The sequence below is a fragment of the Stenotrophomonas sp. YJH_SMC_17 genome, from assembly GCF_059371655.1.
Map to the genome: position 1 here is coordinate 327,243 of NZ_JCAFUU010000002.1, position 20,029 is coordinate 347,271.

20 protein-coding genes are annotated in these 20,029 nt (G+C 67.5%); 15 read left to right on the forward strand and 5 right to left on the reverse strand.

The window, feature by feature from the left end:
* The first annotated feature begins 179 nt into the window (after nt 1–179).
* Genes lepA through recO form a run of 6 tightly spaced genes read left to right on the forward strand, consistent with a single transcriptional unit; the run spans nt 180 to nt 5,559 of the window.
* Nucleotides 180–1,973 (forward strand): translation elongation factor 4, encoded by a 1,794-nt coding sequence (gene lepA / locus AC5P8Z_RS06540; RefSeq protein WP_164145992.1) that lies wholly within the window; start codon nt 180–182, stop codon nt 1,971–1,973.
* A 54-nt stretch (nt 1,974–2,027) separates the two neighbouring features.
* Nucleotides 2,028–2,822, forward strand: a complete 795-nt coding sequence (lepB, locus tag AC5P8Z_RS06545; protein ID WP_014038087.1) for a signal peptidase I — start codon at nt 2,028–2,030, stop codon at nt 2,820–2,822.
* Between the two features lie 52 nt (nt 2,823–2,874).
* On the forward strand, nt 2,875–3,258 hold the full coding sequence (locus tag AC5P8Z_RS06550; protein ID WP_286069394.1) for a DUF4845 domain-containing protein: 384 nt from the start codon (nt 2,875–2,877) through the stop codon (nt 3,256–3,258).
* The gene (rnc, locus tag AC5P8Z_RS06555) at nt 3,248–3,928 is read left to right on the forward strand and encodes a ribonuclease III (protein ID WP_286069393.1); all 681 of its coding nucleotides are present in this window, start codon (nt 3,248–3,250) and stop codon (nt 3,926–3,928) included. The genes AC5P8Z_RS06550 and rnc overlap by 11 nt, the downstream gene beginning before the upstream one ends.
* Nucleotides 3,925–4,821, forward strand: a complete 897-nt coding sequence (gene era / locus AC5P8Z_RS06560; RefSeq protein WP_495228519.1) for a GTPase Era — start codon at nt 3,925–3,927, stop codon at nt 4,819–4,821. Before rnc ends, era begins: the two co-directional genes overlap by 4 nt.
* A gap of 18 nt (nt 4,822–4,839) precedes the next feature.
* Nucleotides 4,840–5,559, forward strand: coding sequence for a DNA repair protein RecO (recO, locus tag AC5P8Z_RS06565; protein ID WP_495228520.1), 720 nt, complete (start codon nt 4,840–4,842; stop codon nt 5,557–5,559).
* Between the two features lie 528 nt (nt 5,560–6,087).
* Here recO and AC5P8Z_RS06570 read toward each other — a convergent pair.
* Nucleotides 6,088–6,816: a hybrid sensor histidine kinase/response regulator gene (locus AC5P8Z_RS06570; RefSeq protein WP_286069391.1), complete on the reverse strand. Its 729-nt coding sequence runs from the start codon at nt 6,814–6,816 to the stop codon at nt 6,088–6,090.
* Nucleotides 6,817–6,943: 127 nt separating this feature from the next.
* Between AC5P8Z_RS06570 and rlmD the strand changes: the two genes are divergently transcribed.
* The 9 genes from rlmD (at nt 6,944) to AC5P8Z_RS06615 (ending at nt 14,254) form a co-directional block, all read left to right on the forward strand.
* Nucleotides 6,944–8,278: a 23S rRNA (uracil(1939)-C(5))-methyltransferase RlmD gene (gene rlmD / locus AC5P8Z_RS06575; RefSeq protein WP_286069389.1), complete on the forward strand. Its 1,335-nt coding sequence runs from the start codon at nt 6,944–6,946 to the stop codon at nt 8,276–8,278.
* Between the two features lie 33 nt (nt 8,279–8,311).
* Nucleotides 8,312–8,797 (forward strand): CYTH domain-containing protein, encoded by a 486-nt coding sequence (locus tag AC5P8Z_RS06580; protein WP_286072053.1) that lies wholly within the window; start codon nt 8,312–8,314, stop codon nt 8,795–8,797.
* Nucleotides 8,798–8,911: 114 nt separating this feature from the next.
* Nucleotides 8,912–9,607: a DsbA family oxidoreductase gene (locus AC5P8Z_RS06585; RefSeq protein WP_286069388.1), complete on the forward strand. Its 696-nt coding sequence runs from the start codon at nt 8,912–8,914 to the stop codon at nt 9,605–9,607.
* 144 nt (nt 9,608–9,751) lie between these two features.
* Nucleotides 9,752–10,759: a beta-N-acetylhexosaminidase gene (nagZ, locus tag AC5P8Z_RS06590; protein WP_286069386.1), complete on the forward strand. Its 1,008-nt coding sequence runs from the start codon at nt 9,752–9,754 to the stop codon at nt 10,757–10,759.
* The gene (locus AC5P8Z_RS06595) at nt 10,759–11,313 is read left to right on the forward strand and encodes a hypoxanthine-guanine phosphoribosyltransferase (protein WP_005410592.1); all 555 of its coding nucleotides are present in this window, start codon (nt 10,759–10,761) and stop codon (nt 11,311–11,313) included. Before nagZ ends, AC5P8Z_RS06595 begins: the two co-directional genes overlap by 1 nt.
* A gap of 81 nt (nt 11,314–11,394) precedes the next feature.
* Nucleotides 11,395–12,141 carry an S-methyl-5'-thioinosine phosphorylase gene (locus AC5P8Z_RS06600; protein ID WP_286069383.1) on the forward strand — a complete coding sequence of 249 codons (747 nt, stop codon included), beginning with the start codon at nt 11,395–11,397 and terminating at the stop codon, nt 12,139–12,141.
* Nucleotides 12,142–12,229: 88 nt separating this feature from the next.
* Nucleotides 12,230–12,436, forward strand: a complete 207-nt coding sequence (locus AC5P8Z_RS06605) for a cold-shock protein (protein ID WP_005410590.1) — start codon at nt 12,230–12,232, stop codon at nt 12,434–12,436.
* 102 nt (nt 12,437–12,538) lie between these two features.
* Complete coding sequence (locus AC5P8Z_RS06610) at nt 12,539–13,804, forward strand: FAD-dependent oxidoreductase (protein ID WP_286069380.1); 1,266 nt, start codon at nt 12,539–12,541, stop codon at nt 13,802–13,804.
* A 180-nt stretch (nt 13,805–13,984) separates the two neighbouring features.
* Nucleotides 13,985–14,254 (forward strand): hypothetical protein, encoded by a 270-nt coding sequence (locus AC5P8Z_RS06615; protein WP_286069379.1) that lies wholly within the window; start codon nt 13,985–13,987, stop codon nt 14,252–14,254.
* 1 nt (nt 14,255) lies between these two features.
* On the opposite strand, the gene pdeM is transcribed toward AC5P8Z_RS06615, so the two are convergent.
* Genes pdeM through AC5P8Z_RS06635 form a run of 4 tightly spaced genes read right to left on the reverse strand, consistent with a single transcriptional unit; the run spans nt 14,256 to nt 19,945 of the window.
* Nucleotides 14,256–14,897: a ligase-associated DNA damage response endonuclease PdeM gene (gene pdeM / locus AC5P8Z_RS06620; RefSeq protein WP_286069377.1), complete on the reverse strand. Its 642-nt coding sequence runs from the start codon at nt 14,895–14,897 to the stop codon at nt 14,256–14,258.
* Nucleotides 14,887–17,346 (reverse strand): ligase-associated DNA damage response DEXH box helicase, encoded by a 2,460-nt coding sequence (locus tag AC5P8Z_RS06625; RefSeq protein ID WP_495228522.1) that lies wholly within the window; start codon nt 17,344–17,346, stop codon nt 14,887–14,889. Before AC5P8Z_RS06625 ends, pdeM begins: the two co-directional genes overlap by 11 nt.
* Entirely contained in the window at nt 17,343–18,950 is a 1,608-nt protein-coding gene (locus AC5P8Z_RS06630) for an ATP-dependent DNA ligase (RefSeq protein WP_295565223.1), read from the reverse strand. The genes AC5P8Z_RS06625 and AC5P8Z_RS06630 overlap by 4 nt, the downstream gene beginning before the upstream one ends.
* A complete protein-coding gene (locus tag AC5P8Z_RS06635) occupies nt 18,947–19,945 on the reverse strand; it encodes a ligase-associated DNA damage response exonuclease (RefSeq protein ID WP_295565221.1) in 999 nt (332 codons plus the stop codon). The genes AC5P8Z_RS06630 and AC5P8Z_RS06635 overlap by 4 nt, the downstream gene beginning before the upstream one ends.
* Nucleotides 19,946–20,029 lie beyond the last annotated feature (84 nt).

Sequence of the window (20,029 nt, forward strand, 5' to 3'; positions counted from 1 at the left end):
GCCTGCCCGGGCCGCGCCCGCGGCCCTTGTTCGTCCCCCGAAGCCCCGCCCTGGCGGGGCTTCGGCCGTTCCCGGCCCGCCCCGATGAGGCTGCTTTCGCGGCGGGGCGCCGGGCATGCGATAATCGACCGTTACCCTGACGACGCCGCGCGCCGCCGCCACCTATGTCTTCTGATTCGATGCGGAACATCCGCAACTTCTCCATCATCGCCCATGTCGACCACGGCAAGTCCACGCTGGCCGACCGCATCATCCAGCTCTGTGGTGGCCTGCAGGCCCGCGAGATGGAAGCGCAGGTGCTCGACTCCAACCCGATCGAGCGCGAGCGTGGCATCACGATCAAGGCACAGTCGGTGTCGCTGCCGTACCTGGCCAAGGACGGGCAGACCTACCACCTGAACTTCATCGACACCCCCGGCCACGTCGACTTCTCCTATGAAGTCAGCCGCTCGCTGGCCGCCTGCGAAGGCGCGCTGCTGGTGGTCGATGCGGCCCAGGGCGTGGAAGCGCAGTCGGTGGCCAACTGCTACACGGCAGTGGAGCAGGGCCTGGAAGTGGTGCCGGTGATCAACAAGATCGACCTGCCCACTGCCGACATCGAGCGCGCCAAGGCCGAGATCGAGGCCGTGATCGGCATCGACGCCTCCGATGCCGTGCCGGTCAGCGCCAAGACCGGCCTGAACGTGCAGGACGTGCTGGAAGCGATCGTGCATCGCATCCCGCCGCCGGCACCGCGCGACACCGAGAAGCTGCAGGCGCTGATCATCGACTCGTGGTTCGACAACTACCTGGGCGTGGTCTCGCTGGTGCGCGTGATGCAGGGCGAGATCAAGGCCGGCGACAAGCTGCAGGTGATGTCCACCGGCCGCAACCACCAGGTCGACAACGTCGGCGTATTCACGCCCAAGCGGAAAGTGCTGCCCGCGCTGCGTGCCGGTGAAGTGGGCTGGGTCACCGCCAGCATCAAGGACGTGCACGGTGCGCCGGTCGGCGACACCCTGACCCTGGCCGGCGATCCGGCACCGAAGCCGCTGCCGGGCTTCCAGGAAATGCAGCCGCGCGTGTTCGCCGGCCTGTTCCCGGTCGACGCCGAGGACTACCCGGACCTTCGCGAAGCGCTGGACAAGCTGCGCCTGAACGATGCCGCGCTGCGCTTCGAGCCGGAAAGCTCCGAGGCGATGGGCTTCGGCTTCCGCTGCGGCTTCCTGGGCATGCTGCACATGGAAATCGTGCAGGAGCGCCTGGAGCGCGAATACAACCTGGACCTGATCAGCACCGCGCCGACGGTGGTGTATGAAGTCCTGAAGACCGATGGCTCGATCATCAACATGGACAACCCGGCCAAGCTGCCGCCGGTGAACCAGGTCGAGGAGATCCGCGAGCCGATCATCCGTGCCAACGTGCTCACCCCCGAGGAGTACATCGGCAACATCATCAAGCTGTGCGAAGAAAAGCGCGGCAGTCAGATCGGCATCAACTACCTGGGCAGCCAGGTGCAGATCAGCTACGAGCTGCCGATGGCCGAAGTGGTGCTGGACTTCTTCGACAAGCTGAAGTCGGTCAGCCGTGGCTATGCCTCGCTGGACTACCACTTCGTACGCTTCGACGCCGGCCCGTTCGTGCGCGTGGACGTGCTGATCAACGGCGACAAGGTCGACGCGCTGTCGCTGATCGTGCACCGCAGCCATGCCGATCGCCGCGGCCGCGAGCTGTGCGAGAAGATGAAGGACCTGATCCCGCGCCAGATGTTCGACGTGGCCATCCAGGCCGCGGTCGGCTCGCAGATCATCGCCCGTACCACGGTCAAGGCCATGCGCAAGAACGTGCTGGCCAAGTGCTATGGTGGCGACGTTTCGCGCAAGAAGAAACTTCTGGAAAAGCAGAAGGAAGGCAAGAAGCGCATGAAGCAGGTCGGCCGTGTGGAGATCCCGCAGGAAGCGTTCCTGGCCGTGCTGCAGATGGACAACAAGTAATCCCGCACCGGCCCTGCGGGGCCGGTCGTCCGGTGACGTTGCAAAGGACCCTGAATGAAACTGTTTGAGATCCTCCTGGTCGTGCTGACCCTGGCCTCGGGCCTGATCCTGCTCGCGGACAAGCTGTACCTCGCCAAGCGCCGCGCCCAGCGCGCGGGCCTGCTCGATTCCGAGCCGGTGCTGGTGGACTATTCGCGTGCGTTCTTCCCGGTGCTGGCGATCGTGCTGATCGTGCGCAGCTTCATTGCAGAACCGTACAAGATCCCGTCCAGCTCGATGATGCCGAACCTGCTGATCGGCGATTTCATCCTGGTCAACAAGTTCTCCTACGGCCTGCGCCTGCCGATCAGCAACACCAAGATCGTGCCGTTCGGCGAGCCCTCGCGTGGTGACGTGGTGGTGTTCCACTTCCCCGGCCACAGCGACAACGACCCGGCCAAGGGCGAGAACTTCATCAAGCGCGTGATCGGCGTGCCGGGTGACACCGTGGTCTTCGAAGGCGACGGCGTGATCCTCAACGGCGAGCCGCTGAAGTACGACAACAAGGGCATCTACGCCGGCCACAAGGGCCAGGGCGAGGGCGCCAACCTGCTGGTCGAGCACCTGCCGGGCCGCACCCACACCGTGCTGGAGACCGACTACCCGCGTGGCCAGGGCCAGTGGACCGTTCCGGCCGGCAAGTACCTGGTGATGGGCGACAATCGCGACAACAGCGACGACGGCCGTTTCTGGGGCCTGCTGCCCGAAGAGAACCTGCGCGGCAAGGCCTTCCTGATCTGGCTGAACTGCCAGGGCTGGTTCTGCAAGGATGGCTTCGAGCCGTCGCGGATCGGCTCGAGCATCAACTGACCGGGCATCAACCGAGTACCTTCACATCCAACGCGTATCTGGGGAGAACGCAATGAAGACGATGAACACGCAGCGTGGCATGACCCTGACCTCGTTCCTGACGGTCCTGATCGTGGTCGGTTTCTTCCTCTACATCGGCATGAAGCTGTTCCCGATGTACCAGGAGTACTACGCCGTGCGCTCGGCGATGAAGAGCCTGGCCAATGAGCCGGGCGTGGGCAGCATGGAGCCGTCGCGGATCCAGGACCTGTTCTTCAAGCGTCTGTACATCAACTACTCGGACAATGTGAAGCCAGCCAACGTGAAGTTCGACCGTCGCGACAATGGCTGGACCCTCAAGGTCAACTACGAAGTGCGCCGCCCGCTGATCGGCAACCTCGATGTGGTTGGCAAATTCGATTCATCCCAGGACCTGACCCGAAGCGGTGCCGAATAAACCTTTCCAACGTGGCGACCTGATCGGTCATCCCTTCCGCGATGAAGCCCTGCTCAAGCAGGCGCTGACCCATCGCAGTGCCGGCGCGCCACACAACGAACGCCTGGAGTTCCTGGGCGACAGCATCGTCAACATGATGGCGGCCGAGGCGCTGTACCGACGCTGGCCCAAGGCCGACGAAGGGGCGATGACCCGTGCCCGTGCCGAGCTGGTGCGTGAAGGCGCGTTGGCGGTGATCGCGCGCACCCTGCAGCTGGGCGAGCGGCTGACCCTGGGCCCGGGCGAAATGAAGTCGGGCGGCCATCGCCGCGACTCGATCCTGGCCGATGCGGTTGAAGCCGTGGTGGCCGCGATCTACCTGGATGCCGGCTTCGAGGCCTGCCGGGCGGTGGTACTGCCCTGGTTCAGTGCTTCGATCGAGGCACTGCCGGCCTCCGGCCGCCCCGAGAAGGACCCCAAGACCCGTCTGCAGGAATGGCTGCAGGCCCGACAGAAGGCGTTGCCGCAGTATGAACTGGTGTCAGAATCCGGTGACGACCACGCCAAGCACTTCCGGGTACGCTGCAACGTAGCCGACCCGGCCGCCAGCACCGAGGGCGAAGGCGCCTCGCGGCGGCTTGCCGAACAACAGGCGGCTGCGGCCGTCCTAGAACAACTGGATTCCAAGTGAGCGAACAAACTCCCCATCATTGCGGCAGCGTGGCCGTCATCGGCCGCCCGAACGTGGGCAAGTCGACCCTGACCAATGCCCTGGTCGGCGCCAAGGTCAGCATCGTTTCCAACCGCCCGCAGACCACGCGTCATCGCCTGCTGGGCATCGCCACCTACCCGGAAGGCCAGCTGGTGCTGGTCGACACCCCCGGCCTGCACAAGGTGCAGAAGCGGGCGATGAACCGGGTGATGAACCGCGCCGCGCGCGGCTCGCTGGAAGGCGTCGATGCCGGCCTGCTGGTGATCGAAGCCGGCCGCTGGGACGAAGAGGACAGCCTCGCCTTCAACGTGCTGCGCGATGCCGGCATCCCCGTGGTGCTGGTGGTCAACAAGATCGATCGCCTGAAGGAAAAGGGCGCACTGCTGCCGTTCCTGCAGCAGGTGACCGAGGGCCGCGATTTCGCCGCCGTGCACCCGATTTCCGCGCAGAAGCGCAACGGCCTGGAAGCACTGGTGCGCGACGTGCTGAAGCTGCTGCCGGAAGCCCCGCCGATGTTCGGCGAGGACGAGATCACCGATCGCAGCCAGCGTTTCCTGGCCGGCGAACTGGTGCGCGAGCAGCTGATGCGCCAGCTGGGCGAAGAACTGCCCTATGCCACCACCGTGGAGATCGAGCGTTTCACCGAGGATGGCAACCTGCTGCGCATCGGTGCGGTGATCTGGGTCGAGCGCGAAGGCCAGAAGGCCATCGTGATCGGCAAGGGCGGCGCCCGCCTGAAGGAGATCGGCGCCAAGTCCCGCTTGCAGATGGAACGTCTGTTCGGTGCCAAGGTGTTCCTGGAGACCTGGGTGCGCGTGCGTGAAGGCTGGTCCGACGACGAGGCCGCACTGAAGGCCTTCGGTTACGACTAAGCCATTGCAGTCGCTTCGATGATGATCGAGGACGACACCGGCTTCGTGCTGCATGCACGGGCCTACCGCGAGACCAGCCTGCTGGTCGAAGTGCTGAGCGCGCAGCACGGCCGTATCGGCCTGCTCGCGCGTGGCGTATCCACGGCCAAGGGCCAGGTGCTGCGCGCCGCCCTGCAGCCGCTGCAGTGGATCCGTTTCAGTGCCCAGCAGCGCGGTGAACTGGCCCAGCTGCGTGGCGCCGAGGCGCTGGATGCCGCACCGCGGCTGGTCGGCCAGGCGATGCTGGCCGGCTTCTACCTGAGTGAGCTGACCCTGCGCCTGGCCCCGCGCCAGGACCCCCTGCCTGAGTTGTACCTGGCCTATGGCGAAGCGCGCGCGCGGTTGGCGGTGGGCGCCGGCCTGGCCTGGACCCTGCGCCGTTTCGAGCGCGAACTGCTGTCCGCGCTGGGCCTGGGTTTCGAGCTGGACAGTGCCAGTGATGGCCAGCCGATCGACCCGGCGGCACGTTACGAACTGGACCCGCAGGAAGGGCCGCAACGACTGCTCAGCGAGCGCGGCGGCGAGCGCCGCGCCGCCGCCACCGGCTCGGCATTGCTGGCGTTGGCGGCCGACGAGGAGCCCCAGGCAGCCGACCTGGCCAGCCTGCGCCTGCCGATGCGGCGGGTGCTGGCCCATCATCTGGGGGCCAGGGGCCTGAAGTCCTGGGAACTGCTGGAGCAGCTGGCTCCCCGACGGTAGGGGGTGTTGGGCAGGGCTTGCAGCCCTGCACCTGCCGAAGCCGAAGCAACAGCAAAAGCTGGCTATCCGTGGGTAGGCGGGGTGGGTCCGGTTGCGGGAGACGCCGTAAACCCGTCCCTGGGGGCTTGGCCGCGGCATCCATGCCGCGGACACTCCCGCAACCGGACCCACCCCGCCTTCGACAGATTCTTGCGAGCTGTTGGACATGCCGACAGGGTCAGATCCGTTTTCCTTCGGAAAACGGATCTGACCCCAGTTTGAATTTCGATATCTGACGGATGTGTCGACCAAGGTCGACACCTACCAACAGCCGAGTGAACCTGTCGAAGGCGGGGCGGTATCGGAGTGCGGGGTGTCAGCCGCATGGATGCGGCTGCCAAGCCCCCATGGACGGGTTTACGGCGTCCCCGCACTCCGATACCGCCCCGCCAACCCACGGAATGCCAGCTTTTGCTGTTGCTGTTGCTGTTGCCGTTGCCTTGGCTTGAAGCCTCTGCGGGTGCAGGGCGCAGCCCTGCCGACCAACTCTCAATGCAGGAGCGCTGCCACCGCGGCGCGGAACCCGTCCTGGGCCTGCCCGGACTCCGGCGCATGATGCAGCTGCCGCACCGCGCGTCCCAGCCGTGCCGCCCCGACAAAACCACAACTGGCCTGCAACCGGTGCAGCTGGCTGCGCAGCTGGCGCTCGTCGTGCTGGTCCACCGCCTGCTCGACCGCGTCGCGTACCCCCGGCAACTCGGCCAGGAACAGCTCGCGCAGGGCGATCAGGTGGTTGCGCTGGCCATTGAGCGCGGCCAGTGCCGCGGTCTCGTCCCAATCCTGCACCTGCAGCTCGACCGCTGCCGGTGCCTGGGCAACGAAGATCCCCGCCGGGCTGTTCACCAGCGCGCGCCGCACCGCCTTCAGCAGCTGGTCACGGCCCAGCGGCTTGACCAGCGTGTCGCTGAAGCCGGCTTCGCGCAGGCGGGCATGAATGGAGGTGTCGCCGTCGGCGGTATGCGCCAACGCCGGGGTATCGGGATGCGAACGGCGCAGCTCGCGCAACAGTTGCGCGCCATTGCCGTCCGGCAGGTTGACGTCGATCAGCCACAGGTCATGTGCGCCGGGCTCGGCGCTGGCCAGGGCACTGGCCAGGGAATCTGCGGTGTCCACGTCCGCCGGTAACGTTTCCAACGCCGCTTTGAAAAAACCGCGGCTGATGATGTCGTCCTCGACAAGCAGGAAGCGGGGCCGGCTGGCCCGCGGGGTCATCTGCATCAGGGCTGCCTCCATGTCAGCTGGTGCAATCATCAAGCACGGCGGCGGCGGGCGCAAGCGGGTCCGGACCCTGCCGGTCAGGATCTGCGACAATACGCCCCCTTTTTTGCCCGCAGCCAGTCGCCACGTGGCCCGATCCCGCTCCCGCATCGACCGTACCCCGTTCCAGACCGAGATCCTCGACCTCAGCCATGATGGTCGCGGCGTCGCCCGCCGTGAAGGCGAGGGCGGCAAGGTCACCTTCGTCAGCGGCGCCCTGCCGGGCGAGGTGGTCATGGCGGAACAGACCGCCCGCAGCCGCCATTTCGACGAGGCGCGCACCATCGAGGTGCTGCAGGCCTCGCCGCAGCGCGTGGCCCCGAAGTGCCCGCACTTCGGCACCTGCGCCGGCTGTGTGCTGCAGCATCTGGACGAAGACCAGCAGATCGTCGCCAAGCAGCGCGTGCTGATGGACAACCTGGAACGCATCGGCCATGTGAAGCCGGGCGCCGTGCTGCCGCCGCTGGTGGGCGAGAGCTGGGGCTACCGTCGCAAGGGCCGCTTCTCGGTGCGCCGGGTCGAAAAGAAGGACAAGACCCTGGTGGGCTTCCGTGAACAGGATCCGCGCTTCGTCGCCGACCTCAGCCAGTGCCTGACCGTGATCCCCGAGATCGGCACCAAGGTCGAGGCGCTGTCCACCTTCATCGAATCGCTCGATGGCAAGCGTGACATCCCGCAGATCGAGTTCATCGCTGGCGACCAGGCCGTGGTGCTGACCGTGCGCCACCTGCAGCCGCTCAGCGATGCCGACCGTGCGGCCTGGGCCACCTTCGGCCAGCAGCATGGTTTCGTGATCTACCTGCAGTCTGGCGGCGTGGACACCGTGCAGCCGCTGGACGGGCAGGGCGTGCCGCTGTCGTTCCGTCTGGCGCCGTGGGACGTGGAACTGGCATTCCGCCCGCTGGACTTCATCCAGGTCAATGCCAAGCTCAACGAGAAGATGATCGCCCACGCCCTGGACCTGCTGGAACCGGGTGAGGACGAGCGCGTGCTGGACCTGTTCTGCGGCCTGGGCAACTTCACCCTGCCGCTGGCGCGCCGCGTGCGCGAAGTGGTCGGCGTGGAAGGCGACGCCGGCCTGGTCGCGCGTGCGCGTGAGAACGCCGAGCGCAATGGCCTGGCCAACGCGCAGTTCTTCAGTGCCGACCTGACCCAGGACCAGCGCAGCACCCCGTGGATGCGCCAGGGCTTCGACAAGCTGCTGCTGGACCCGCCGCGTTCGGGCGCGATCGAAGTGCTGCAGCAGCTGCCGCTGAAGCAGTTCAAGCGCATCGTCTATGTCAGCTGCCATCCGGGCTCGCTGGCGCGCGATGCCGGCTATCTGGTCAACGAGCAGGGCTTCACCCTGGTCAGTGCCGGCGCCATGGACATGTTCCCGCACACCGCACATGTGGAAAGCATCGCGGTGTTCGAGAAGCGCTGACAGGCTGTCATGCCCATCGCGCATAATGGCGCGATGGGCATCGAAATCGAACGCAAATTCCTGGTCAGCAGTGACGGCTGGCGCACCGCCGCGCACCGGGTGATCCCGATGGCGCAGGGCTACATCAACGACATGGGTGCGCTCGACCGCGGCACCCAGAACGCCTCGGTGCGGGTGCGCATCGAAGGCGATCACGCTGCGCTGAACCTGAAGTCGCGCACCATCGGCCACACCCGCCAGGAGTTCGACTACCCGATCCCGGTGGACGATGCGCGCGCATTGCTGGCGCTGTGTGTCGGCGGCCTGATCGACAAGCGCCGTCATCTGGTCGAACACGCCGGCCTGACCTGGGAAGTGGATGAATTCCTTGGCGACAACGCCGGTCTGGTGGTAGCCGAGGTCGAGCTGGACAGCGCTGACCAGATCATCGACCTGCCGGACTGGGTGGGCGCGGAAGTGACCGACGACGCCCGCTACTACAACGTCGCGCTCGCCAGCCACCCCTATTCACAGTGGTGAAACCCTGAGAAGGGGGACGGAGGGGATTAGCTCGTCTTTACCCCGCCTGTGCGGAAAGCGACTTAATCCCCTCCGTCCCCTTTATTCGGCGGGAGCGGGCCCCATGTGGCTGGGATGAGAATTGACATCTACTCTGACGTGGTCTGCCCCTGGTGCTGGATCGGCAAGCATCGTTTCCAGCAGGGCGTGCAGTTGCTGGGCGCCGATGCGCCTGAACTCGACGTCCATTGGCAGCCGTTCCAGCTGGATCCGGACGCGGACGCCACCCCGGTACCGCTGCGCGAGGCCTATGTGCGCAAGTTCGGCGGCACCGAACGTACCGAGCAGATCCTCAGCCAGACCCAGACCACCGCGCGGGCCGAGGGCCTGCCGATGGATTTCAACCAGGGCCAGGTGCGGGTGACCACGCTGCCGGCGCACCGGGTGCTGTGGCTGGCCGGGCAGCACGACGTGCAGGACGCGGTGAGCGAGGCGCTGTTCCGCGCCCACTTCGAGCAGGGCCAGAACCTGGCTGACCCGGCGGTGCTGATCAAGGCCGGCGTCGCTGGCGGTCTCGATGCGGGTGAGATCGCGCAGATGCTGGCCTCCGATCGCGGCCTGGCCGAGGTCGACGCCAAGCTGGCACAGGCCCATGCGCTGGGCATTTCCTCGGTGCCGACCTTCGTCATCGATGGGAAGTGGGCCATTTCCGGCGCGCAGCCGCCGGAGGCGTTCGCCAATGCGCTGCGCCAGATCGCCGCCGAGCAGGGGGCCCCGGCAGCTTCGGCTGACGGCGACGAGGCCTGCGGCCCGGACGGCTGCAAGGTCTGAGCCGGGCGGGGGCAGGGCCCCTGCGGGGATCCGACCCCGGGGTCAGACCCCACGCGTTCCTTGTGCCTTGACCACTGCGCCTGTCGGCCGGTTCTGCGACAATGCGGCACTGCGCCATGCGGGCGCGCGTTGTGGAGATCGACCATGCTGCTGATCGGCGTTGCCGGCACCGAACTGACCGCCCAGGAACGTGACTGGCTGCAGCACGATGCCGTGGCCGGAGTGGTGCTGTTCAAGCGCAACTTCGCCTCGCGCCAGCAGGTGACCGATCTGAGTTCGGCCATCCGCGCCGCCGCGCCGCGCCCGCAGCTGATCTGCGTGGACCAGGAAGGCGGCCGCGTGCAGCGTTTCCGCGAGGGTTACAGCGATCTGCCGCCGCTGCAGGACATCGGTGCGCTGTACGCCACCGACCCGCAGCAGGCCTTGGCACTGGCCGAACAGCACGCCTGGCTGATGGCCAGCGAGGTGCGCGCCAGCGGCCTGGACCTGAGCTTCGCCCCGGTGGTCGATCTCGGCCGCGGCAACCGCGCCATCGGCAACCGTGCCTTCAGTGAAGACCCGCAGGTGGTGGCCGCGTTCACCGCCGCCTATGTGCGCGGCATGCACGCGGTCGGCATGGCCGCCACGCTCAAGCATTTCCCCGGCCACGGCACCGTGCTCGAAGACACCCACGTCGATACCGCGATCGACCCGCGCGCGCTGGACGAACTGCGTGCGCAGGACCTGGTGCCGTTCCAGGCCGGCATCGCCGCCGGTGCCGATGCAGTGATGATGGCGCACGTGATCTACCCCCAGGTAGCGCCGGAACCGGCGGGCTATTCGCCGCGCTGGATCCAGGACATCCTGCGTGGCGAACTCGGCTTCCGTGGCGTGGTGTTCTCTGACGACATCGGCATGGCCGCCTCGCACCGCGCCGGCGGTGTTTCCGCGCGCGTGCACGCCCATCTGGACGCCGGCTGCGACGTGGTGCTGGTCTGCCACCCGGAGCTGGTCGATGAAGCCCTGCACGCGGTGCAGGGGCGCTCACTCAATACCGCTGCGCTGCTGGGCCTTCTCGGCCGCGGCGCGCTTGGCTGGGACGGCCTGCTGGCCGATGTCCGCCATGGCGACACTCAATCCCGTCTGCTTGAAACCCTTGGAAGAACCGTCTGATGCCCAACCTCACCATTTCCCAGGCCCTGGCCCAGGCTGACCTGCTGGTCGACCGTCCCACCATCGACAAGGCCATCGCCGGTATCGCCGACGCCATCGCGCGCGATTACAAGGGCGAGGTGCCGCTGTTCCTGTCGATCATGCACGGTGCGTTGCCCTTTGCCGGCCAGCTGGCGCTGGAACTGGGCGCACGCGGCCAGGACGTGCAGTTCGATTACCTGCACGCCACCCGCTACCGTGGCGAAACCACCGGCGGCGACCTGGTCTGGAAGCACAAGCCGGCCACTTCGCTGTTCGGCCGCCGCGTGCTGCTGGTCGATGACATCCTCGACGAGGGCTACACCCTGCAGGGCGTGCGCACCTGGTGCCTGGAGCAGGGCGCGACCGACGTGCGCATCGCCGCGATGACGGTGAAGAAGCACGACCGCGCGCTGCCGGACGTGACCGCCGACTATGCCGGCATCGAACTGCCGGACCGCTACGTGTTCGGCTTCGGCATGGACGTCAATGAAACCCTGCGCTGTGTGCCGGCCATCTACGCAATGAAGGAATAACGGCGCAGCCGCCCGCGGCGCGTCCTTTCCACCGCCGGCATCCTCGGGTGCCGGCGTTCGTCTTTTCATGGAGTGCTTCGAATGCAAGAAATTGCCCTGGCCGTGATCGGCGGTACCGGTGTCTACAACCTGGCCAAGCTCGACGACGTGCAGACCCACGAGGTCGATACGCGCTTTGGCCGCCCGTCCGGCCCGGTGCGCGTGGGCACGCTGCTGGGTCATCGCGTCGCCTTCCTGGCGCGCCATGGTGAAGGCCACTCGCTGCCGCCGCACAAGATCAACTACCGCGCCAACCTGGCCGCGCTGCAGCAGCTGGGCGCGCAGCGCGTGCTGGCACTGAACACGGTCGGCGGCATCACCGAACACTTTGGTCCGCGCGTGCTGGCCTGCCCGGACCAGATCATCGACTACACCTGGGGCCGCATCAGCACCATCTGTGAAGAAGAAGGCACCGACGTGGTCCACGTCGATTTCGGCCACCCCTACACGCCCATGCTGCGCAGCAAAATCCTGGCAGCGGCCAAAGTGACCGGTGTCACGGTCCGTGACGGTGGCTGCTACGGCGCAACGCAGGGCCCGCGCCTGGAAACCATCGCTGAAATCGCCCGCATGCGTCGTGACGGCTGCGACCTGGTGGGCATGACCGGCATGCCCGAAGCGGCGCTGGCACGGGAGCTGGGCCTGGATTACGCCTGCCTGGCGATCATTGCCAACTGGGCGGCGGGCTGCGGCGATGGCGAGGAGATTACGATGGCCGAAGTGCTGGCCAACGTGCAGGCGGCCAGCAACGGACTTCCGGAACTGGTGGGCGAATTGGCACGGGGGTGATTGTCTTCCCCGAGCAAGCTTTGCATACTCAGCTTGTGCGCGGGTTCAGCGTACACCACCCATTCATTGCATAAGGTCTCGCATCACCATGCCGAACGGTACCGTCAAGTGGTTCAACGACGCCAAGGGATTTGGCTTCATCTCGCCGGAGGATGGCAGCGCCGACGTGTTCGCGCACTTCTCCGCCATCAACTCCAAGGGCTTCCGCAGCCTGCAGGAAGGCCAGCGTGTCACCTATGACGTGACCCAGGGCCCGAAGGGCGCCCAGGCTTCGAACATCACGCCGGCCGAGTGATCCACTCGACAGTGCGTTGAAAACCCCGCTCCGGCGGGGTTTTTTTTGCGCGGCATGCCCGCGGCCCGTTCACGATCCACCCGCCTCGGGCACAATGCAGTCATGACGGAACGACTGCGCATCGCCGTGATCGGCTACGGCACCGCTGGACAGGCAGTGTCCATCCTGCTCACCCGTGATGGCCACGAGGTGGAGATCTTCGAACGCGTGCCCACGCCGGGGCCGGTGGGCGCCGGCTTCCTGCTGCAGCCCAGCGGCCTGCAGGTGCTGTGGCAGATGGGCCTGCTGGATGCGGTGCGCGCGTATGCCGCGCCGGTGCACCGCCTGTATGGCGACACGCCGTGCGAGCGCGCGGTGATGGACATGCGCTACGACGGCCTGGATGCGCGCCTGCATGGCCTGGGCATGCAGCGGGGCGCATTGTTCTCGCTGCTGGATCAGGCGCGCGCGGGCGCAGGCCATCTGCATGCGGGCGTCACCATCACGGCGGTGGACGCTGGGCAGGGCCGCCTGCGCGACAGTGAAGGCCGCATGCACGGCCCGTTCGATCTGGTGGTGGCCGCCGATGGCGCGGCTTCTACGCTGCGTGGCACGATCGCCGGTGGTGCCGGGCTGGATCGCGTGTATCCGTGGGGAGCGCTGTGGTGCCTGTTGCCGGCCGAAGACTGGCCGCACGTGCAGGAGCTGCGGCAGCGCTACGTGGCCGCGCGCAAGATGATTGGCCTGCTGCCGGTTGGTACGCGCCCGGGCGATGACACGCCGCGCCTGAGCTTCTTCTGGAGCCTGCCACGTGCTGATTTCGAGCGCTGGCAGGCCGATGGCATGACGCCTTGGCTGGACGAGCTGCATGCACTGTGGCCGCAGGCCAGCGCGCGCTTCACCCACTTGCGCGATGCCGGCCAGCTGGCGCGCGCGGTCTATCGCGATGCAGTGATGACGCGTTGGCACCAGGGCCGCATGGTGCTGGCAGGCGATGCCGCGCACGCGATGAGCCCGCAACTGGGGCAGGGCGTGAACATGGCACTGCTCGATGCGTTGGCATTGCGCGATGCCGTTCGCACGCATGGCGGTGGTGCCGAAGCGTTGCAGGCGTATCAGGCGCAACGCAGGGCACACGTTGCGGTCTACCAGCGCTGGAGCCGTTGGTTGACGCCGCTGTTCCAGTCCGACCGCGACGCTTGGGCGAAGGCGCGCGATGTGCTGCTGGGCCCGATGGGGCGCCTGCCCGGAGGCCGTGGCCACATGCTGCGTGTGCTCAGTGGCACGCAGCATGGCTGGTTCGGTGCGCTCGCATTGCAACCGGCCTTTGTCGACGCAATGGCGATGGTGGCGACGCCTCGCATCAGCGCGATCACCGCCAGTGCGTGAAGCATGCCGTCACGTGAATTAACGGTTGCCTCACCGCAGGTGTGCGAGAAGTAGGTTGCACGCGATCGCGCGTCGCCCGTTTTCCTTTCCGTGATCAACATCGCGCGTGGCCCGGGCTGCGCTGCCGTTGCGGCCTGTTGCGGCCCGGACGTGCCGCCTGATGTTGAAGAGGAGGATGCCATGTTGTTCGCGGTCCAGGAGCTGGAATCGGAAATCTGCAAGCTGCGCGGCCTGCTGCAGATGCTGCACGAGGACCAGCCCGACGTACTGGAAGACGTGTTCGAGTTCCACGTTGGCAGCCTGATCAGCCATGCGTCACCGGAACACCACGCACGCATCCGCACCTGCGCGCAGGAGATGCTGGCGACGGTCCAGTCCCTGCCGCGCCGGCGCGAGGATGACACGCCCGATTTCCAGCTGATGCCGCAGCTGGACATCCGCCCGGCCTGAGTCAGGCGACCGGCAGTTCCACCAAGCCGCTTTCCACGCAGGCGACCATCTGTTCGCCGCGAGCGGGCACAGGCACGATTCCGGCAGTGAATGCGGAGAACGCCGGCAGGATCGTCGTCCGGTCACGCAACCAGAATGCGGGGAAGCGCCTTCGCAAGGGCGCCAGAGCGATCTGCGGATGCAGATGTCCTGCGATCACGTGCAACGCTGCATCGGGCGCCGGCTCATGGCGAAGCAGGAACGGTGGCAGCTGTACGTCATCGTGGATCTGAACCTGCAGCTGTGCATGCGGCAGCTGCCGGTCGTGGTTGCCGCGAATGACGTGTACGTCCAGCGATGCGTTGCGTTCGCGCCATCCCAGCCACTGCTGGTACCACGCGGCGCGATGCGCCGGTCCATGCAGGATGTCGCCCAGGATCCACAGTTCGCGGCAGGCATGCAGGTCCAGAAGCCGCTGCAGGCGTTGCAGGTCTTCGCCGGTGCCGCCGCTGGGCAGCGCGATGCCGGCACGTCGGAATACATCGGCCTTGCCAAGGTGCAGGTCTGCGATCAGCAGTGCCTGCCGCGCGGGCCAGTACAGCGCACGCGCGCCCAGCAGAACCACGGACTCTCCGGCAAGCCGCAGCGGCAGTTCATCGGCCATGGCGGCGCTCCAGCTGCTGCGCCGCGCGTTGTACGCGTGTACGCCAGTCTTCGTTGCTGAACTGGCCGCGCAGGCGTTCGGCCCACAGTGGAAAGCCCAGTGGCGTGAGTGAGGAAGGGCGCTGCACCGACAACCGTTGCGTGCCGATGCGCTCCAGTACCTGCTGCAGGCCCGGCAGGTCGAGGCTGTCGTACAGCACTTCACGTTCCGCCAGCGCCAGCAGCAGGTGATCCGGATCGTGTTCGCGCAGCACGTCGTACAGCAGGCCTGCGGACGCCTGCAGCTGGCGCAGTGACCGTGGCATGCCTCCGGGCAGGCTGGGTACCAGCAGGCCCGCCACGCGCGCGATGCCACGGAACTGGCGTCGCGCCAGCTCGCCCAGGTTCACCGCCGCGCGCAGATCATCCAGCAACTGGTCGTTGCTGAACAACGCGCGCCATTGCGCCGCATCCAGATCGATGGTCTGCGCCGGTGCCAGCACCAGGCCGTGATCGTTCACCGCATAGCCGATGCTGTTGCGTTGCTGGCGGGTGCAGCGCAGCGCCAACAGTGCCGCCAACGCTTCGTGCACGTGGCGGCCGGCAAAGGGATAGACGAACAGGAACTGGCCGTCGCGGCGCCTCACGTCTTCCAGCAGCAGATGATCCGCACCGGGGCGTGCCGACAGGCGTGCCTGCAGTGCCAGCAGGGGCGCCAGCCAGCGTGATTCCGCGCTGTCATCGCGACCGGAAAGTACCGTTTCCAGTTCGCGGCCGAGCGCCATCGACAACGGCAGCTGGCCCCCTTGCCAGCGCGGCACCACACCGTCACCGCGCCCGCGTGCCAGACGCACGAACGCAGTCATGTCGCGCAGCTGCACCAGTTCCAGCAGGCGCCCTGCGAACTGGAAGCGGTCGCCGCGACGCAGGTGGCTGGCGAACTGTTCTTCCACTGCGCCCAGGCCGCCCCCACGCAGGAACTGCACGCGCACGCTGCCATCGCTGCTGATGGTTCCGATCGACAACCGGTGCCGCAGCGCCTGCCGACGGTCGTGCATGCGGTAGCAGCCATCGGCGTCACGCACGACTTTGTGGAAATCGGGGTACTGGGCCAGGGCCTGGCCGCCTTGCACGATGAACGTCAGCACGGCCTGCCATGAGGCATCGCCGAGCGACGCGAAGGCATGCGTACGCCGCACCTGCGCCAGCAGCACGTCACCGTCGAAGCCGCCGGCCAGTGCGCGGCTGACCGCATGTTGGGCCAGTACATCCAGCGACAGCGTCGGCGGCCTGCGTGCTTCGACCACGCCTTCGGCCAGTGCACGGCGCACGGCGGCGTACTCGGCCAGCTCCAGCGCATGGCTGGGGATGCACAGGATGGCACCGCGGGCGCCGGGTCGGTGGCGCGCACGCCCGGCACGCTGGCGCAGCCGGGCAACGCCCTTCGGGCTACCCAGCTGCAGCACCTGGTCGACCTCCGGGAAGTCGACGCCCAGGTCGAGGCTGGACGTGGCGACGACGCAACGCAGCGTGCCCGCGCGCAGGCCGTCCTCCACCTGTTGGCGCAGTGCCGGGTCCAGCGAGCCGTGATGCAGTGCCAGCGTATCGGGGTCTTCCGGCCAGACCGCCGCCAATGCCTGGTGCCACAGTTCGGCCTGCGCCCGGGTATTGGTGAAAAGCAGGCTGCTGCGCGCCTGCATCAGCGCATCCAGCACGCGCGACAGCTGTGCCAGCCCCAGGTGCCCGGCCCACGGAAAACGTTCGCCGGGTTCCGGCAGCAGGCTGCGCACGCTGATCGCGCGCGGGCGAACGCCCTGCACGATCGGTGCATCCGGCTGGTCAGGCAGCAGCACGTCGCGGGCCTGGGGCAGATTGCCCAGCGTGGCCGACAGGCCCCACAGCTGCAACGAAGGGGCGGCTTCGCGCAGCACGGCCAGGTTCAACTGCAGCAGCACCCCACGCTTGTTGCCCAGCAGTTCGTGCCATTCGTCCACCACTACACAGCGGAGCTGGCGCATGCGGGGCAGCGTATCGGGATAGCTCAGCAGCAGCGCCAGCGATTCCGGCGTGGTCACCAGCACGTCGACGCGGCCCTCGCGTGCCTGTCGTCGCTCGCGGCTGCTGGCATCACCGCTGCGCAGGCCGACCCGCCAGCCCAGCCCCAGTCCATCGACTACCGTCTGCAGCGCGCGCGCGGTGTCGCTGGCCAGTGCGCGCAGGGGCGTCACCCACAGCACCTGCAGTGGCCGCACTGCACTGGCGCGGCGGAGTGGCGGTGGCGGATCGATCATCGCCTGCAGCAGCGGCCCACCGAACATCGCCAGTGTCTTGCCGCTGCCCGTAGGCGTATGCAGCAAGCCGGATTCGCCAGCGAGATAGTGACGCCACATCGCGCGCTGGAACGGCAGCGAACGCCAGCCGCGACCGGCGAACCAGTCTTCCAGCCGGCGCAGCGCCTGGCTGCGCGTCATCGCGCCAGGGCCTGCAGGGCGGCGAGCTGGTCGGCTTCGCTGGCCGGCTTGTCGTGGCGCCAGCGCAGGATGCGTGGAAAGCGCACGGCGATGCCCGACTTGTGCCGTGAGCTGCGGTTGACCGCCTCGAAGCCCAGCTCAAACACCTGCTCGGCACGCACGCTGCGCACCGGGCCGAAGCGCTCGCGGGTATTGGCGCGGATCCAGCGGTCGAGCGCGAGGATCTCCTTGTCATCCAGGCCCGAGTAGGCCTTGGCGACCGGCACCAGCGTGTCGCCGTCCCAGACCCCGAAGGTGTAGTCGGTGTACAGCGTGCTGCGCCGCCCATGGCCGGCCTGGGCGTACAGCAGCACCGCATCGAGGGTGAGCGGATCGACCTTCCATTTCCACCAGTCGCCGCGGCGGCGTCCGCTCTGGTAGGAGGACGTGCGCCGTTTCAGCATCAACCCCTCCACGCCGCGTTCGCGTGCAACATCGCGCATCGCGGCGGCCTGCGGCCAGTCGTCTGCTGCGACGTCGGGCGAAAGCTGGATCCGCGCATCATCCAGCGCGCCGATGACCTCGGCCAACTGTGCACGCCGTTGCTGCAGCGGCAGCCCGCGCAGATCCTCGCTGTTGCGTTCCAGCAGATCGTACGCCAGTACGCGCACCGGCGTATTGCGCAACGTCGCCGCGCCCGGCTTGCGGCGCTGGATGCGGGTCTGCAGTGCAGTGAACGCGCGCGGCAGGTTGCCGGCTTCGTCCCACGCCAGCAGCTCACCGTCCAGCACGCAGCCCTCCGGCAGCGCCAGCGCTGCGTGCTCGATCTCGGGAAAGCGGCCATCCAGTCGTTCCTCGCCGCGCGACCACAGCGCCACCTCGCCACGGCGGCGCAGCAGCTGCAGGCGGATGCCGTCCCATTTCCACTCCAGCAGCCAGTCGTCGATGGGCCCGAGGCGCTCGGCCGGCTCGCCTTCGATCGGCGAGGCGAGGAAGAACGGGTAGGGCTGCTGCCGGTCCGATGGCAGCTCGTCCGGCGACAACAGCTGGGACAGCACGCCCGGCGAGGGCACCCACTCGCCGAGCATGCGCTGGGCAATGCGTGCGATGTCCAGGCCGGACCATTCGGCCAGTGCCTGCTGTACCAGGCGTTGCGAGACACCCACCCGCAGGGCGCCTGTCAGCAGCTTGTTGAACACCAGGCGTTCGCTGGCCGGCAATTGTCGCCACCCCGCGAGCACGGCGGCCCGGCGTTCCTCCTCGGGCCGGTTGGCGACGGCCAGCAGGTGCTGTTCGATCCAGTCGGCCAACGGGCGGTCGGGGGCAACCTGCGCCGGATCATCCAGCAGCAGGGTCAACGTTTCGGCCAGGTCGCCCACCTGCGCATAGCTGTCCTCCACCAGCCATGGCGGCAGGCCCGATTCCTCGCTCACCCACGCGCGCAGTTCGCCGCTGGCGGCGATCTTCCGGCGTGCGCCGCCCACCTTGCCGCCGCTGAGCAGGTACAGCGCCCAGGCCGCGTCATGCGCGCGAGCCTGGCGGAAGTAGTCGACCAGCGCCGCACGCTTGTCCAGCGTGGCGGTGCTGCGGTCCAGACGCTGGTAGAGCGCGGCGAAGCTCTTCATTCCTCGCTCCCGAAATCGGTGCGGAAGGCTTCAGCCGCCACGCCGCGCTCGCGCAGGAACGGGATCAACGCATCGGTATTGCCATGGGTGGCGATGACCCGCCGTGCGCCGGTCTGCTCAATGGTCTGCAGCAGCGCGGGCCAATCAGCGTGATCGGAAATGACGAAGCCACGGTCGACGTTGCGTCGCCGCCGATTGCCGCGCAGCTGCATCCAGCCCGAGGCGAAGCCGAGCTGATGGCGGCCGAAGCGGCGCATCCAGGGCGTGCCGGCCGCCGAAGGAGGGGCGAGGATCAGCTGGCCTGCGGCATCGGGTTGGCGCCCCTGCTCGGCAACGGTGAGCGTTTCCAGCATCGGAATGCTGGCCTGCCGGTACACCGCCACGCCGTTGGCGATGGCGCCATGCAGCCAGGCTGGGCGGTCGTCCAGTGGCAACAGCTCGCCCAGCACCCGCTGCGCCTTGCCGAGTGCATAGCACAGCAGGATCGCCGCTTCGCCACGTTGCTCGCATTCGCGGCGCCACGCCACGATTTCCGCAGCCACCGCAGGCGTGTCCGGCCAGCGGTAGATCGGCAGGGCGAACGTCGCTTCGGTGATGAACGTGTCGCAGGGCACCACTTCGAAGGGTGTGCAGGTCGGGTCCGGTTGGCGCTTGTAGTCGCCGGATGCCACCCAGACCTGTCCGCCATCGTCGATGCGCACCTGCGACGAGCCGAGCACATGACCGGCAGGATGCAGCGATACCTGCACCCGTCCCAGCCGGAAGGGCACGCCCTCGGCATGCACCTGCACCGGCACATCGCCCAGCCGCCAGCGCAGGATGGGCAGGCTGCCTTCGCTGCAGTGGTACTCGCCCATGCCCGGGCGCGCGTGGTCGCCGTGGCCATGGGTGATGACCGCGCGCGGAACAGGGCGCCACGGATCGATATGGAAATCGCCAGCTGCGCAGTACAGCCCTTCCGGGCGCAGCACCACCAGATCATCATTGCCTGCCATGCGGCCACTGTGGCGTGCGCCTCGTGCACGGGGTGAGAACCGGCCTGAACACGGGCTTGGCGGGGCATGCGGCACAATCGGACC

Excerpts from the sequence above, each read along its gene's own strand:
- lepA (WP_164145992.1), top strand. The coding sequence starts at position 180 with ATGCGGAACATCCGCAACTTCTCCATCATCGCCCATGTCGACCACGGC.
- lepB (WP_014038087.1), top strand. The coding sequence starts at position 2,028 with ATGAAACTGTTTGAGATCCTCCTGGTCGTGCTGACCCTGGCCTCGGGC.
- AC5P8Z_RS06550 (WP_286069394.1), top strand. The coding sequence starts at position 2,875 with ATGAAGACGATGAACACGCAGCGTGGCATGACCCTGACCTCGTTCCTG.
- recO (WP_495228520.1), top strand. The coding sequence starts at position 4,840 with ATGATGATCGAGGACGACACCGGCTTCGTGCTGCATGCACGGGCCTAC.
- AC5P8Z_RS06570 (WP_286069391.1), bottom strand. The coding sequence starts at position 6,816 with ATGCAGATGACCCCGCGGGCCAGCCGGCCCCGCTTCCTGCTTGTCGAG.
- AC5P8Z_RS06580 (WP_286072053.1), top strand. The coding sequence starts at position 8,312 with ATGGGCATCGAAATCGAACGCAAATTCCTGGTCAGCAGTGACGGCTGG.
- AC5P8Z_RS06585 (WP_286069388.1), top strand. The coding sequence starts at position 8,912 with ATGAGAATTGACATCTACTCTGACGTGGTCTGCCCCTGGTGCTGGATC.
- nagZ (WP_286069386.1), top strand. The coding sequence starts at position 9,752 with ATGCTGCTGATCGGCGTTGCCGGCACCGAACTGACCGCCCAGGAACGT.
- AC5P8Z_RS06595 (WP_005410592.1), top strand. The coding sequence starts at position 10,759 with ATGCCCAACCTCACCATTTCCCAGGCCCTGGCCCAGGCTGACCTGCTG.
- AC5P8Z_RS06600 (WP_286069383.1), top strand. The coding sequence starts at position 11,395 with ATGCAAGAAATTGCCCTGGCCGTGATCGGCGGTACCGGTGTCTACAAC.
- AC5P8Z_RS06605 (WP_005410590.1), top strand. The coding sequence starts at position 12,230 with ATGCCGAACGGTACCGTCAAGTGGTTCAACGACGCCAAGGGATTTGGC.
- AC5P8Z_RS06610 (WP_286069380.1), top strand. The coding sequence starts at position 12,539 with ATGACGGAACGACTGCGCATCGCCGTGATCGGCTACGGCACCGCTGGA.
- AC5P8Z_RS06615 (WP_286069379.1), top strand. The coding sequence starts at position 13,985 with ATGTTGTTCGCGGTCCAGGAGCTGGAATCGGAAATCTGCAAGCTGCGC.
- pdeM (WP_286069377.1), bottom strand. The coding sequence starts at position 14,897 with ATGGCCGATGAACTGCCGCTGCGGCTTGCCGGAGAGTCCGTGGTTCTG.
- AC5P8Z_RS06625 (WP_495228522.1), bottom strand. The coding sequence starts at position 17,346 with ATGACGCGCAGCCAGGCGCTGCGCCGGCTGGAAGACTGGTTCGCCGGT.
- AC5P8Z_RS06630 (WP_295565223.1), bottom strand. The coding sequence starts at position 18,950 with ATGAAGAGCTTCGCCGCGCTCTACCAGCGTCTGGACCGCAGCACCGCC.
- AC5P8Z_RS06635 (WP_295565221.1), bottom strand. The coding sequence starts at position 19,945 with ATGGCAGGCAATGATGATCTGGTGGTGCTGCGCCCGGAAGGGCTGTAC.